The following is a 13,260-nucleotide window of genomic DNA, read 5'->3' as shown; positions in this document are numbered from 1 at the left end:
CGTGCCGATGGGCGCGGTCGGCATTCACGAGCGCGTGGCACGGCCGATCATCGACAACGGCGAATTCAATCACGGGCTCACGTACTCGGGCCACCCGGTGGCGGCGGCCGTCGCGGTCGCGAACCTGAAGCTGCTGCGCGACGAAGGCATCGTCGAGCGCGTGAAGAACGACATCGGGCCGTATTTCCAGCGCCGGCTGCGCGACGCGCTGGGTGATCATCCGGTCGTCGGGGAGATTGCGGGCACGGGGCTGGTCGCGGGCGTTCAGCTTGCGCGCGATCGCGGCCGGCGCGAGCGCTTCGGTGCGGATGTCGATATCGGCACGATCTGCCGCGACTTCTGCTTCAACGGCAACCTGATCATGCGCGCGACGGGCGACCGGATGCTGCTGTCGCCGCCGCTCGTGATTCGCGAGGCGGAGGTCGACGAGATCGTCGACAAGGCGAAGCGCGCGTTCGATGCGACGGCGGAGCGGGTGGGGTAGGCACGGTAAGTCCGCGCAGCGTGCGTGGTGTGGTTCCGGGACGGCATTGCCGCCCGGATGCGCACGCTTTGACGAGTGCGGCACCAAAACGAAAAGGCCCTGTGTCGTGAGACGCAGGGCCTTGAATTCTTTGGTGGGCGGTACTGGGATCGAACCAGTGACCCCTGCCGTGTGAAGGCAGTGCTCTACCGCTGAGCTAACCGCCCAAAGAAGCTGAAATTATGTCAGTGCTTTGAGGGTCTGTAAAGTACTTTCTGCAAATATTTTTCAGGCCCGCGCAACGATCGGTCAGCCGGCCGTCGACGGCTCGACGAGATCCAGGATCGATCCGTCGCGCTTGAGCGTCGCGAGCACGATGCTCGAGTTGATCGACATCACGCCCGCGGCTCGGTGCAGCCGGTTGATCACGAAATCCGAATAGTGATCGAGGTCGCGCGCGCGAACCGTCAGCACGTAGTTCGACCCGCCCGTGACGATCTGCGCCGCGATGACCTCTGGCCACTGCTGGATCGCTTCCACGAACCGGTCGTGCCACTCGGGCACGTCAGGCCGCATCGACACATGCACGAGCGCCTCGAACGCGACGCCGACTTTCTTCGGCTCGATCGCGCAGCGATACCCGGCAATGGCGCCGCGTTCCTCCAGCAGTTTCACGCGCCGCAGGCATGCCGACGGCGACAGCGCGACCGCGTTCGCGAGGTCCTGATTGCTGATGCGTCCGTCCCGTTCCAGGTGCCGAAGGATCCGCATATCGGTTCGATCGAGAGTCATTTCGCAGAATCCGGTGAATTTTGAGATTGGATCCGCAGACTCTACTGCAATCGGGCGAGTTCGTCATCGAAAAGTGAAGCTCATTCTATTTCGTCCTCGATAACATGCGCCCCATGTCCCGACTGCTCGTCCCGGCGCAACGCGATGCCGCCGGGCGCGCCGCCGCTTTCAACCTCTACCGCCATTTCGCCATGTACGAACACATTCCCGCCTACCCGGGCGATCCGATCCTGTCGCTGTTCCAGGCCTTCCAGCAGGATGCGCATCCGCACAAGGTCAACCTGAGCATCGGCCTCTACTACGACGACGCGGGCCGGATTCCGGTTCTCGACAGCACGCGCATCGCGGCCGAGCGTCTGCGCGAAGCCGGCGCGCCGCATACCTATCTGCCGATGGAAGGGCTGGCCGTGTACCGGCAGGGCGTGCAGCGCCTCGTGTTCGGCGACGACTGCGCGGCGCTCGCGGAAGGGCGCATCGCGACGCTGCAGACGCTCGGCGGTTCGGGCGCGATCCGGCTCGGCGCGGAATTCGTGAAGCGCTATTTCCCCGACAGTGCGATCTGGATCAGCGACCCGACGTGGGACAACCACCGCGTGATCTTCTCGGCCGCCGGCCTCGACGTGCATACGTATCCGTACTACGACGCATTGCGCAATGACATCCGCGTCGACGCGATGCTCGCCGCGCTCGATGCGTTGCCGGCGCGCAGCGTCGTGCTGCTGCAGCCGTGCTGCCACAATCCAACGGGTCTCGACCTTGGCCGCGACGCATGGCGCGCGGTGATCGACATGCTCGCGCGGCGCGGGCTGATTCCGTTTCTCGACATGGCGTACCAGGGCTTCGGCGACGGTCTCGCCGACGACGCGTGGGCCGTGCGCGCGATCGTCGATGCCGGGTTGCCCGCGATCGTCGGCAATTCGTTTTCGAAGAACTTCTCGCTGTATGGCGAGCGTGTCGGCGGCCTGTCGGTCGTCTGCGCGAACGCGGGCGAGGCCGCAACGGTACTGAGTCAGTTGCAGGCCGGCGTGCGCCGCACCTATTCGAGCCCGCCGCTGTTCGGCGCGCAACTCGTGTCGACCGTGCTGAACGACGACGCGCTGCGCGCGCGCTGGGAAGACGAGGTCGCGCAGGTGCGCACGCGCATCAAGCGGATGCGCGGCGAACTGAAGGCGCGGCTCGATGCGCGGCTGCCGGACCGTGCGTTCGACGCACTCGTCGCGCAGCGCGGGATGTTCAGCTACACGGGCATGGCCGCGACCGACGTCGACCGCCTGCGTGCATCGCATGGCGTCTATCTGCTGCGCTCCGGCCGCATGTGCATCGCGGGCCTGAACGATGCGAACGTCGACCACGTCGCGAACGCGATCGCCGATGTGCTCGGCGGTGCGTCGCGGCAGGCCGCCTGAATATCCCGGCCCCGATCACAAGGAGGACACGATGGCTGAAACGATCCCGGTCGACCTGCCGCAGCTCGCACAACCATTCTCGTGGGCGACCCGCGCCGGAGGGTTGATGTTTACGGGGCACGGGCCGGTCGACGCATCCGGTGCGATCGCCGGCGACACGATGACCGAACAGGCGCGCGTCACGCTCGCGAATCTCGCCAAGGCCGTCGCGGCGGCCGGCGCGACGATGGACGACGTCGCGCAGGTGCTCGTCTACCTGTCCGACGTGAAGGCGATGCCCGAATTCGACGCCGAATACCGGCGCCACTTCCGCGAACCGTATCCGAACCGGACATGCGTCGGCGTGCAGGGTTTCGCGCATCCGGCGATGCGCGTCGAACTCGTCGCGTACGTCGCGCTGCCCGTGGCACGCACCTAGCAGGAACACCGCATTGCGCGGTGCGCAGTCGCGCAATCATCGACAAACGACAACAGGACTGGAGGAGAACATGAGGACAATCCATAAATTCGTACTGCCAATGATGTCCGGTGCGCTTGCCGCGAGCGGCGCGATGGCTCAGAACAGCGTGACGCTGTACGGAATCGTCGACCAGAGCATTCGCTACACGACGCATGCCGACGCGTCGAACGGTGCGAGCGTGCAGATGACCAACGGCGCGATCACGAACAGCCGCTGGGGGCTGAAGGGCAGCGAAGCGCTCGGCGGCGGGCTGAAGGCGATCTTCCAGCTCGAGAGCGGCTTCGAGCCGCAGAACGGGCAGCTCGACGGCGCGCTGTTCGGTCGCTACGCGTATGTCGGTCTTGCGAGCGACTGGGGGACCGTGAAGCTCGGCCGCCAGGCGACCGAGGCGTTCAACCTGTTCGGCGATCTCGATCCGCTGACGGTCGGCAACTACACGGCCAACATGTGGCCGTATTTCCTCACGCAAGGCCGTGCGAGCAACGTCGTCAGCTACGACGGCACGTTCGGCGGGTTGAACGTCGGCGCGAGCTACGGCTTCGGCGGCGTCGCGGGCAGCCTCGGCGCGAACGCGTACTGGGGCACGCACGTGTCGTACACGCAGGGCGGGCTGATGGTCGGCGCGACCTACCAGCAGGTGCGGGACCTGAACAGCCGCGCGCAGCAGGCGTGGGGCGCGGGCGCGCGCTACGCGTTCGGCGCGGCGACGCTGTACGCGGGCTATCTCGGCGGCATCGACCGCACGGGCATGCTCGACCAGCAGCTGCTGAACGCGCCGGGCCGCGACGTGACCTACGGTGCGTTCGCGGACAACCCGCGTCGCGACGCGATCTTCTATACGGGTGCGAGCGTCAATGTCACGCCGGCCGTGTCGGTGACGGGCGTCGCGTATTACGACGACATCCGCAACGTCAACGGCGTGGCCGGTAACGGCGGCAAGCGCTACACGGGCGTGCTCGAGGCTGAGTACGCCTTGTCGAAGGCAACGCAGGTCTACGCGACGGTCGACTACAACCGCGTGACGGGCGGCGCGTTCACGGAAATGCCCGGACGCGGCAACCAGACGGGCATCGCGGCCGGCCTGCGCCACGTGTTCTGAGCCCGCGGCGCGCGGCGGCCGGCCGTCCGGCGCCGGGCCGCGCGCCGTCGACATTCCGACCGGACAATCGCTTTCGAACGAGGTCATTCGATGCAACCAGAAGGGCAATTCCAGCATATCGCGGCGCGCGAGCAAGGCTTGCGCCGCACGCTTTCCGCACGGCAGATGGCGATGATCGCGATCGGCGGCGCCATCGGCACCGGCCTCTTTCTCGGCAGCGGCTTCGCGATCGGCTTCGCGGGTCCGAGCGTGCTCGTCAGCTACGCGATCGGTGCGTTCATCTCGCTGCTGCTGATGGGCTGTCTCGCCGAGATGACGGTCGCGCACCCGACATCCGGTTCGTTCGGCGCGTACGCCGAACATTACGTGAGCCCGTGGGCCGGGTTCCTCGTGCGCTATGCGTACTGGGCGTGCATCGTGCTCGCGGTCGGCACCGAGGTCACCGCGATCGCGCTGTACATGAAGTACTGGTTGCCGGGCGTGCCGGGCTGGCTGTGGATCGTCGGGTTCTCCGCGCTGCTGGTGTTCGTCAACGCGCGTAGCGTCGATGTGTTCGGCGCGGTCGAGTACGGCTTCTCGGTCGTGAAGATCGCGGCGATCGTCGGCTTCATCGTGCTCGGCGCCTATGTCGTGTTCGGCAATCCGGGGCTGGTCGGCAACGGTGCGGCACGCGCGGGATTCCATCACTACACGGATCACGGCGGCTTTTTTCCGAAGGGGGCGTGGGGTACCTGGGTCGCGGTGATCGTGTCGATCTTCAGCTACCTGAGCATCGAGATGATCGCGGTCGCGGCCGGTGAAGCCGAGGATCCCGAGCGCGCGGTCACGCGTGCGTTCCGCTCGACGATCGTGCGGCTCGTGCTGTTCTACCTCGTCACGCTCGCGCTGATGCTCGCGATCGTGCCGTGGACGGCGGCAGGGCGCGACGAAAGCCCGTTCGTGAAGGTGATGGAGGCAATCCACCTGCCGGGCGCGGCCGGACTGATCAACTTCGTCGTGCTGATCGCCGCGCTGTCCGCAATGAACAGTCAGCTCTACATCACGACGCGGATGATGTTCAGCCTGTCGCGTGCGGGGCATGCGCCGAAGGCGCTCGGAGAAGTGAACGCGCGCGGCGTACCGTTCGGCGCACTGATGCTGTCGACGCTCGGCATCGCGCTTGCGACCGTGCTGAGCGTGTTGTATCCGGACGCGTCGTTCACGATCATGATGGCCGTGTCGATGTTCGGTGCGCTGTTTACGTGGATGATGATCTTCGTCACGCACTACTGCTTCCGGCGGCGTCGCGCGGCGCTCGGTCTGCCGGCGCCCGCGTTCCGGATGCGTGGTTTTCCGCTGCTGACGCTGCTCGGCGCGGGCCTGATGCTCGCGGTGATGGTGACGACCTACTTCACGGCGGAATTCCACATGACGCTGATCTTCGGCATTCCGTTCCTGGTTGCGCTGTCGTTCGTGTACGCGGTGTGGTATCGACGCGCACAGCCGGTGCTGCAGCCCGGCGCGAAGTCGTGACGTAGCGGCGGGCGAGCGCGCTCAGCCCGCGAGCGCGGGCAACCCGTCGATCGATGCGCGCACGTAGTCGGCGAAGCGCAGCGCAACCGGCTCGGCGGTGCCGCTGCGCTTCAACGCGAGCGTGCGCGATTCGAGCGACGCATCCTTCAGCGGCCGGAACGCGAGCCGGTCGCTCTTCGCCTGCTGCAGCACGCGCGGCACCAGCGCGACGCCCATCCCGAACTCGATCATCGACAGGATCGTCTGCCACAGCCGCGCTTCGTGGCGGATCAGCGGACTGAATCCCGCGTTCACGCATTGCGCGATGATCAGGTCGTGATAGTGCGGCGCCGCTTCGCGCGGAAACAGGATGAACGGTTCCGCAGCGAGCGCGGCGAGCGCGACCTGCTTGCGCCGGGCGAGCGGATGCGCGGCCGGCAGGCAGCACACGAACGGCTCCGCATAGACGGAGACCGATTCGACCTCGGGCGGGAAGTGGCCCCAGTGCGCGTAGCCGAGATCGATCTGGCCGCGCTGGATGGCCTGCACCTGCGCCTGCGTGTTCATCTCGCTCAGCACGACCTCGACGCCCGGGTAGTCGGCCTCGAAGCGCCGCACCGCATCGGGCAGCCCGCGATACAGCATCGAATGGACGAAGCCGATCCGCAGCCGGCCCGCGAGGCCCGATGCGGAGCGCACCGTCAGGCGCTCGGCCTCGGCCGCCTGCAGCAGCAACCGGCGCGCTTCGCCGAGCAGCACCTCGCCCGCGTTGGTCAGCGCGACGGTCTTGTTGGTGCGCGAGAACAACTGCACGCCGAGCGCCTCCTCGAACTTGCGGATGTCGAAACTCAGCGCCGGTTGCGAGATGAACAGGCGCTTCGCTGCACGCCCGAAATGCAGTTCCTCGGCGACCGCCACGAAGTAGCGCAACTGCCTCAGTTCCATGGTGTCTCCTCCCGGCGTCGGCATCGATAAGCGATATCTATCGTACCGGACAAATCCTGTATTGGACGCTTATCGATCGCGCGCCTACGCTCTGCGGAAGGCTTTGCGCGGGACTGGCCGGGCGCCGCGGCGGCGCCTCCAGCCGACGTGCAGGCATCCCAGGAGACGCACGCATGAACGACACCGCTCGCACGCCGGACGCCGGCGCATCCAACATCCCCGACAGCCGGGGCATCAATTTCTTCACCGCCGATCCCGATCTCGGCGCGTTGCTGAAGCTGCATCTCGGCGACGCGCACTATGCCGAACTCGAGCCGCGGCTGCGCGCGCTCGGCGCACGCGTGTCGGGCGAACTCGACGAATGGGCGTCGCGCGCGGACAAGCACCCGCCCGTGCTCGAGCACCGCAACCGGCGCGGCGAGGCCGTGCAGCGGATCGACAAGGATCCCGCGTACGTCGCGCTCGAACGCGTCGCCTATGCGGAGCTCGGGCTCGCGTCGCTGAGCCATGGGCCGGAATCCGTGCCGCCGCTCATCAAGTACGCGCTGACGTTCCTGTTCGTCCAGGCGGAGTTCGGGCTGTGCTGCCCGGTCAGCATGACCGACTCGTTGACGCGCACGCTGCGTCGCTTCGGCGATCCGGCGCTTGTCGCGCGTTACCTGCCGATGCTCGCGTCGCGCGACTTCGACACGCTGTACCAGGGCGCGATGTTCATGACCGAGCAGGCAGCGGGCTCCGACGTCGCCCGGATCGCGACGCGCGCAGCGCGCGAGACGAACGCACACGGCGAGACCGTCTGGCGCCTGACCGGCGACAAATGGTTCTGCTCGAACGCGGACGCCGATCTCGCGATGCTCCTCGCGCGGCCCGACGGCGCGCCGGACGGCATCAAGGGTCTGGCGCTGTTCCTGCTGCCGAAGACGTTGCCGGACGGCACGCGCAACCGCTACCGGATCGTGCGCCTGAAGGACAAGCTCGGCAGCCGTTCGATGGCGAGCGGCGAGATCGCGCTTGAAGGTGCACAGGCGTTCCTGATCGGCGAGATCGGCCGCGGTTTTCACCAGATGGCCGACATGATCAACATGTCGCGGCTGTCGAACGGCGTGCGCGCGGCGGGGCTGATGCGGCGTGCGTTGAACGAGGCGCTGCACGTCGCCGCGCATCGCGAGGCGTTCGGCCGCAAGCTGATCGAGATGCCGTTGATGCAGCGCCAGCTGATGAAGATGCTGCTGCCGGCCGAGGCCGCGCGCGCGATGTTCATGCAGATTGCGCTGCTCCTGCCGCAGGCCGACGCGGGTGACGAGCAGGCCGCGCGCTGCGTGCGGATCCTGACGCCGCTGATCAAGTTTCGCGCGTGCCGCGATGCGCGCCGCGTGACGGGCGATGCGATGGAAGTGCGCGGTGGCACCGGCTACATCGAGGAATGGAGCGACGCGCGCCTGGTGCGCGATGCGCATCTCGGCTCGATCTGGGAAGGCACGAGCAACATCGTCGCGCTGGACGTCGCGCGGGCCGCGCAGCGCGAGCACGCACTCGATGCGCTGCGCGCGTTCCTGGGCGACCGGCTCGGCGCGGCACCGCTGCCCGATGCGAGCCGCGCGGCGCTGCGGCGCATTCTCGCGCGCGCCTGCGATGCGCTGGCGCGGGTCGCGGCGGAAGGCGACGACGCACGCGTGCGTCAGGCCGCGTCCGCGCTGTACTACGCGAGCGCGGCCGTGCTGATGGCCTGCGAGGGCGTACGCCTTGCGCCGGACTTCCGGCGTCTCGCGCTCGCGCACCTGATCGTGCGCCACAAGCTGCTGCCGGTCGATCCGCTCGCGCCGGCGTCGCGCGACGACGAATCGGCCGCATTCGATGCATTGCTGTGCGGTACGCCGGTCGCGCTCGACACGGCGCTCGACCTGTTGCCGGAGGTCGAACGATGAGCGCGACGAACGCGACGAATGCGACCGGCGGCGCACTGGACGGCCTGAAAGTCGTCGACCTGAGCCGTGTGCTCGGCGGCCCGTATTGCACGCAGGCGCTCGCCGACCACGGGGCGACGGTGGTCAAGATCGAGCCGCCGGACGGCGACGAAACACGCGGCTGGGGGCCGCCGTTCCTCGGCGATACCGCGTGGTATTTCATGGGCGTCAACCGCAACAAGGAAGGGCTCGCGCTCGACCTGTCGCGCGACGAGGGGCGAGCGATCCTGTGGCGCCTGCTCGAAGAGGCCGACGTGCTCGTCGAGAACTTCAAGCCCGGCACGCTCGCGCGCTGGGGGATGGACTATGCACGCGACCTGCAGCCGCGCTTCCCGCGGCTGATCCACTGCGCGGTGACGGGCTTCGGCGACGAGGGCCCGCTCGGCGGGCTGCCCGGCTACGACGCGGTGATCCAGGCGATGGCCGGGCTGATGAGCGTCAACGGCGAGCGCGACGGCGATGCGACGCGCATCGGTCTGCCGATCGTCGACATGGTCACGGGGCTCAATGCGCTCGCCGGCATCCTGCTGGCGCTGGCCGAGCGCGAGAAGAGCGGGCGCGGACAGTCGATCGACATTGCGCTGTACGACTGCGGCGTGTCGCTGCTGCATCCGCACCTGCCGAACTTCTTCGGCTCCGGGCGCGTGCCGGAGCGCAGCGGCAACGCGCATCCGAACATCGCGCCTTACGACAGCTACCGCACGGCGACCGTGCCGATTTTCCTCGCGGTCGGCAACGACCGGCAGTTCGCGCGGCTCGTCGCGTATCTCGGTGCGCCGGCGCTCGCCAGCGATCCGCGCTTCGTCGACAACCGCAGCCGCTGCGCGCACCGGCCCGAGCTGAAGGCCGAACTGGAAGCGCGGCTCGCCGCGCACGCGTGCGAGCCGCTCGCGCACGACCTGATGGCGGCCGGCGTGCCGTGCGGGCCGGTACGGACGGTGGCCGACGTCGCGCACGATCCGCATGCGCTGCACCGGAACCTGTTCGTCGAGATCGGCGCGTATCGCGGCACCGCGTCGCCGGTGAAGCTGTCGCGCACGCCGGCGACCTATCGTTCGCCGCCGCCCGCGCTCGGCGGCGACACGCGTGCCGTGCTCGACCGGCTCGGCGTCGATCGCGCGCTTCAGCAGCAACTGCTCGAGGCCGGTGTTCTGAGGGCTGCGCCCGACCAGACGTGACCGGCCGACGAGGCCCGCAGGCGAGCATGACGGGCCGGCGGACGGCAACGAAAAGCAATGAAAAGCAGCGCAACACAGGGCAACGCACCCTGGAGCAACCTCGCCGGCCGGCGGCGTAGAGCCGGCCACCCGGAAAAGGCGCGCGACAGTCGCGCCACCGATCACAGACATGGAGACATCGATGAGCCGTCCGCAATCCCCGTTCGCCGCCCAGCCGCAGCCGCGGCCTGGCCGCGCCGCCTTCGCGGCGTTCGTCGGCACCACGATCGAGTGGTACGACTTCTACATCTACGGCACGGCCGCGGCGCTCGTGTTCGGCAAGGTGTTCTTTGCGAGCACGATGGACCCGGGCGTCGCGACGCTGCTTGCGTTCGTCACGTTCTGGGCCGGCTTCGCCGCGCGGCCGCTCGGCGGCATCGTGTTCGGGCATCTCGGCGATCGTGTCGGCCGCAAGACCGCGCTCGTGATCACGCTGGTGATGATGGGGCTGGCGACGACCGGCATCGGCCTGTTGCCCGGCTACGCGCAGATCGGCGTCTGGGCGCCGGCCGGCCTCGTCGTGCTGCGCGTCCTGCAGGGCATCGCGGTCGGCGGCGAGTGGGGCGGCGCGGTGCTGATCGCGAGCGAGAACGCGCCGAAGCATCGCAGCATCCTGTATGCGGCATTCGCGCAGCAGGGTTCGCCCACCGGCAACCTGCTGGCCACGGCCGCGTTTTTCGTGCTGAGCGCGCTGCCGACACCGTCGTTCCTGATGTGGGGCTGGCGCATTCCGTTCCTGCTGTCGGCCGTGCTCGTGATCATCGGCATGGTGATCCGGCTGAAGCTCGAGGAGTCGGCCGACATGCAGCGCGTGCTCGCGCGCAAGCGCACGGTGAAGCTGCCGTTGCGCGACGTCGTGCGCGATCACTGGGTGGTCGTGCTGCTCGCGGCCGGCACGCTGCCCGTGATCAACGTCACGTATTTCCGCAGCACGTTCGCGCTGTCGTGGGCGACCAAGGAACTCGGCTATGCGCAGGGCACGTTCCTCGGCATCCTGTCGATCTCGCTCGTCGTGCAGTTCCTGATGCAGCCGGTCGGCGCGTGGTTCGTGTCGAAGGTCGACATGCGCCGGGCGATGTGCTGGATCCTGATTCCGGAAATCGTGCTGATGCCCGTGATGTTCCATGCGCTTGCGACGCGGTCATACTGGGTGGCCGTCGCGGGCATGTGCATCTCGACGATTCCGTCGGCCATGTTCTATGGCGCGGTCGGCGGCGTGCTCGCGCGGGTGTTCCCGGCCAACATCCGCTACACGGGCCTGTCGCTCGCGTATCAGTTGAGCGCGCTCGTCGTCGGCGGCGGCACGCCGGTGCTCGCGCAGGCGATCCTCAACGCGACGGGCAGCATCGTCGGCGTCGCGGTCGCATCGGGGCTTTACGCGCTCGTGTCGCTCGCCTGCATGCTGGCGCTGCTGAATCGCACCGGGTATCGCGCGGACGAACTGTCGACGGCCGAACGCAGCGATGCGGCCGAATGGGGCGCCGAAGGCGGCAGCGCGGAATCCGCGGCTGACGGGAATGCACAGCCGGGCGAGGGCGGTGCGCTGAAGCCGGCCGGCTGAGCGGCACGCAACGCTGCCGCGCGGGAGGCCGGAGCGCACCTGATGCGTATCGCCAAAAGAAAACGGCACCGTGCGAATCACGGTGCCGTCTTTCCTGGAGCGCGTGGCCGGCAGGCTGCCAACCGCGCGCGTCGAGTCATCAGCCTTCCGTCGGCGGCACGTAGCCGGACGCCTGGTCCGCGCCGTCGCCGAAGAAGTACTTTTCCGTCTGCTTCATCAGGTACTGGCGCGCGCGCGGGTCGGCCATGTTCAGGCGGTTCTCGTTGATCAGCATCGTCTGCTGCTTGAGCCAGCCCTGCCACGCTTCCTTCGAGACGCTCTCGTAAATGCGCTTGCCGAGTTCGCCCGGCAGCGGCGGGAAATCGAGGCCTTCGGCTTCCTTGCCGAGCTTCGCGCATTGGATCATTCGAGCCATCGTGTACTTCTCCTGTAATCGAACTGGGGGGAGGGCAGTCGTGCCTGCGCTCAGAGCTGTTTCATCAGCACGAGCGACTTGCGCTGCCAGTTATAGAGTTTGCGGCGGTCTTCCGGCAGGTCGTCGACGCTGACCTTGACGAAGCCGCGCTTGAGGAACCAGTGCTCGGTGCGCGTCGTGAGTACGAAGATGTGCGTGAGGCCGCGCGCGCGGGCGCGCTGCTCGATGCGCTTGAGCAGGCGTTCGCCGTCGCCCGAACCTTGCGCTTCCGGCGCGACCGTCAGGCACGCCATCTCGCCGATCTTCTCCTGCTGGTACGGGTACAGCGCCGCGCAGCCGAACAGCACGCCATCGTGCTCGATCACCGAGAAGTGGTCGATGTCGCGTTCGATCTGGTGGCGGCCGCGTCGCACCAGCGTGCCGTCCGACTCGAGCGGCTCGATCAGCGACAGGATGCCGCCGACGTCGTCCGGCGTCGCCTCGCGCAGGCTTTCGAGGTTCTCGTACGAGATCATCGTGCCGACGCCGTCGTGCAGGAACAGTTCGAGCAGCATGCTGCCGTCGAGCGACTGCGGGATCAGGTGGGCACGGGTCACACCGCCGCGGCACGCGCGGATCGAGTGCTTCAGGAAGAACGCGTCGTCGCCCTGGACGTTGCCGGAATCGAGCAGTTCGGCGGCCGCGTCGAGCGACATTTCGCGCACCAGCTCGCCTTCGTCGTCGACGATGCCGGGCGCTTCGGTCAGGAAGATGATCTTGTCGGCGCGCAGCGCGATCGCGGCCGCCGACGCAACGTCTTCCATCGACAGGTTGAATGCTTCACCGGTCGGCGAGAAGCCGAGCGGCGACAGCAGCACGAGCTTGCGGCTCGCGAGCGAATGACGGATCGATTCGGCGTCGATCTTGCGCACGATGCCCGTGTGCGCGAAATCGACCCCGTCGAGAATCCCCACCGGCCGGGCGGTCACGAAGTTGCCCGACACGACGCTGATGTGCGCGTGCGCCATCGGCGAGTTCGGCAAACCCTGGCTGATCGCGGCCTCGATGTCGAGACGCACTTCGCCGGCCGCTTCCTTCGCGGATTCGAGCGCGCGCGCATCGGTGATGCGCAGGCCGTGCGAAAACTCGGATTCGACACCATGCAGGCTCAGCTGCTCCTCGACCTGCGGGCGCGAGCCGTGCACGAGCACGATCTGGATGCCCATCGCCTGCAGCAGCGCGATGTCGGACACGAGCGCGTTCAACAGCCCCTGCTGCACCACCTCGCCGCCAAACCCCACGACGAACGTGCTGTTGCGGAACTTGTGGATATAGGGCGCGACGGAGCGCATCCAGTCGACGAACTGCGCGTGACTGGCGGCCGAATCGTCGGCGGCCGGCGGCGTCGCGGCGCCGGTCTGGGCGGGAGGGAGGTCGGTTTGGGAATTCATGGGCGGGATTATAATGC

At 67.7% G+C, this 13,260-nt stretch carries 12 protein-coding genes and 1 tRNA gene; 8 read left to right on the top strand and 5 right to left on the bottom strand.

Annotated elements, in window-relative coordinates; translation table 11 throughout:
* Positions 1–484: aminotransferase class III-fold pyridoxal phosphate-dependent enzyme (locus U5809_RS06450; protein ID WP_322085915.1), on the top strand; the 484-nt coding region annotated here is incomplete at its 5' end.
* 131 nt (positions 485–615) lie between these two features.
* Here the strand turns inward: U5809_RS06450 and U5809_RS06445 are convergent.
* Positions 616–690: transfer RNA gene (locus tag U5809_RS06445), tRNA-Val, on the bottom strand.
* Between the two features lie 82 nt (positions 691–772).
* Positions 773–1,255 carry an Lrp/AsnC family transcriptional regulator gene (locus tag U5809_RS06440; RefSeq protein ID WP_174917730.1) on the bottom strand — a complete coding sequence of 161 codons (483 nt, stop codon included), beginning with the start codon at positions 1,253–1,255 and terminating at the stop codon, positions 773–775.
* A gap of 191 nt (positions 1,256–1,446) precedes the next feature.
* Here U5809_RS06440 and U5809_RS06435 point away from each other — a divergent pair, with 191 nt between their 5' ends.
* From U5809_RS06435 to U5809_RS06420, 4 genes are all read left to right on the top strand, one after another.
* On the top strand, positions 1,447–2,661 hold the full coding sequence (locus tag U5809_RS06435; RefSeq protein WP_322085926.1) for an amino acid aminotransferase: 1,215 nt from the start codon (positions 1,447–1,449) through the stop codon (positions 2,659–2,661).
* A gap of 31 nt (positions 2,662–2,692) precedes the next feature.
* Positions 2,693–3,079 (top strand): RidA family protein, encoded by a 387-nt coding sequence (locus U5809_RS06430; protein WP_322085914.1) that lies wholly within the window; start codon positions 2,693–2,695, stop codon positions 3,077–3,079.
* 70 nt (positions 3,080–3,149) lie between these two features.
* Complete coding sequence (locus tag U5809_RS06425; protein ID WP_415877929.1) at positions 3,150–4,220, top strand: porin; 1,071 nt, start codon at positions 3,150–3,152, stop codon at positions 4,218–4,220.
* Positions 4,221–4,310: 90 nt separating this feature from the next.
* Positions 4,311–5,732 (top strand): amino acid permease, encoded by a 1,422-nt coding sequence (locus U5809_RS06420; RefSeq protein ID WP_322085913.1) that lies wholly within the window; start codon positions 4,311–4,313, stop codon positions 5,730–5,732.
* 21 nt (positions 5,733–5,753) lie between these two features.
* Here U5809_RS06420 and U5809_RS06415 read toward each other — a convergent pair whose 3' ends face one another.
* The gene (locus U5809_RS06415; RefSeq protein WP_322085912.1) at positions 5,754–6,656 is read right to left on the bottom strand and encodes a LysR family transcriptional regulator; all 903 of its coding nucleotides are present in this window, start codon (positions 6,654–6,656) and stop codon (positions 5,754–5,756) included.
* A gap of 173 nt (positions 6,657–6,829) precedes the next feature.
* Here U5809_RS06415 and U5809_RS06410 point away from each other — a divergent pair, with 173 nt between their 5' ends.
* The 3 genes from U5809_RS06410 to U5809_RS06400 all read left to right on the top strand — a co-directional run bounded on the left by U5809_RS06410 (position 6,830) and on the right by U5809_RS06400 (position 11,398).
* The gene (locus tag U5809_RS06410) at positions 6,830–8,581 is read left to right on the top strand and encodes an acyl-CoA dehydrogenase family protein (RefSeq protein ID WP_322085911.1); all 1,752 of its coding nucleotides are present in this window, start codon (positions 6,830–6,832) and stop codon (positions 8,579–8,581) included.
* Positions 8,578–9,798, top strand: a complete 1,221-nt coding sequence (locus U5809_RS06405; protein ID WP_322085910.1) for a CaiB/BaiF CoA-transferase family protein — start codon at positions 8,578–8,580, stop codon at positions 9,796–9,798. Before U5809_RS06410 ends, U5809_RS06405 begins: the two co-directional genes overlap by 4 nt.
* A 181-nt stretch (positions 9,799–9,979) precedes the next feature.
* Positions 9,980–11,398 carry an MFS transporter gene (locus U5809_RS06400; RefSeq protein ID WP_322085909.1) on the top strand — a complete coding sequence of 473 codons (1,419 nt, stop codon included), beginning with the start codon at positions 9,980–9,982 and terminating at the stop codon, positions 11,396–11,398.
* 139 nt (positions 11,399–11,537) lie between these two features.
* Here U5809_RS06400 and U5809_RS06395 read toward each other — a convergent pair whose 3' ends face one another.
* Positions 11,538–11,813, bottom strand: coding sequence for an oxidative damage protection protein (locus U5809_RS06395; RefSeq protein ID WP_006478357.1), 276 nt, complete (start codon positions 11,811–11,813; stop codon positions 11,538–11,540).
* A gap of 50 nt (positions 11,814–11,863) precedes the next feature.
* Entirely contained in the window at positions 11,864–13,243 is a 1,380-nt protein-coding gene (argA, locus tag U5809_RS06390) for an amino-acid N-acetyltransferase (protein ID WP_014896599.1), read from the bottom strand.
* Between the last annotated feature and the right edge of the window lie 17 nt (positions 13,244–13,260).

Origin of the sequence: Burkholderia sp. BCC1999 (assembly GCF_905339975.1) — a bacterium.
Classification (GTDB): Bacteria; Pseudomonadota; Gammaproteobacteria; order Burkholderiales; family Burkholderiaceae; genus Burkholderia.
The sequence above is the reverse complement of the archived record's forward strand: the minus strand, read 5'-3'. Positions and strand labels throughout refer to the sequence as shown.

Bases quoted from the DNA above. Each gene is read 5' to 3' on its own strand.
- U5809_RS06440 (WP_174917730.1), bottom strand. From the start codon at position 1,255: ATGACTCTCGATCGAACCGATATGCGGATCCTTCGGCACCTGGAACGG.
- U5809_RS06435 (WP_322085926.1), top strand. From the start codon at position 1,447: ATGTACGAACACATTCCCGCCTACCCGGGCGATCCGATCCTGTCGCTG.
- U5809_RS06430 (WP_322085914.1), top strand. From the start codon at position 2,693: ATGGCTGAAACGATCCCGGTCGACCTGCCGCAGCTCGCACAACCATTC.
- U5809_RS06425 (WP_415877929.1), top strand. From the start codon at position 3,150: ATGAGGACAATCCATAAATTCGTACTGCCAATGATGTCCGGTGCGCTT.
- U5809_RS06420 (WP_322085913.1), top strand. From the start codon at position 4,311: ATGCAACCAGAAGGGCAATTCCAGCATATCGCGGCGCGCGAGCAAGGC.
- U5809_RS06415 (WP_322085912.1), bottom strand. From the start codon at position 6,656: ATGGAACTGAGGCAGTTGCGCTACTTCGTGGCGGTCGCCGAGGAACTG.
- U5809_RS06410 (WP_322085911.1), top strand. From the start codon at position 6,830: ATGAACGACACCGCTCGCACGCCGGACGCCGGCGCATCCAACATCCCC.
- U5809_RS06405 (WP_322085910.1), top strand. From the start codon at position 8,578: ATGAGCGCGACGAACGCGACGAATGCGACCGGCGGCGCACTGGACGGC.
- U5809_RS06400 (WP_322085909.1), top strand. From the start codon at position 9,980: ATGAGCCGTCCGCAATCCCCGTTCGCCGCCCAGCCGCAGCCGCGGCCT.
- U5809_RS06395 (WP_006478357.1), bottom strand. From the start codon at position 11,813: ATGGCTCGAATGATCCAATGCGCGAAGCTCGGCAAGGAAGCCGAAGGC.
- argA (WP_014896599.1), bottom strand. From the start codon at position 13,243: ATGAATTCCCAAACCGACCTCCCTCCCGCCCAGACCGGCGCCGCGACG.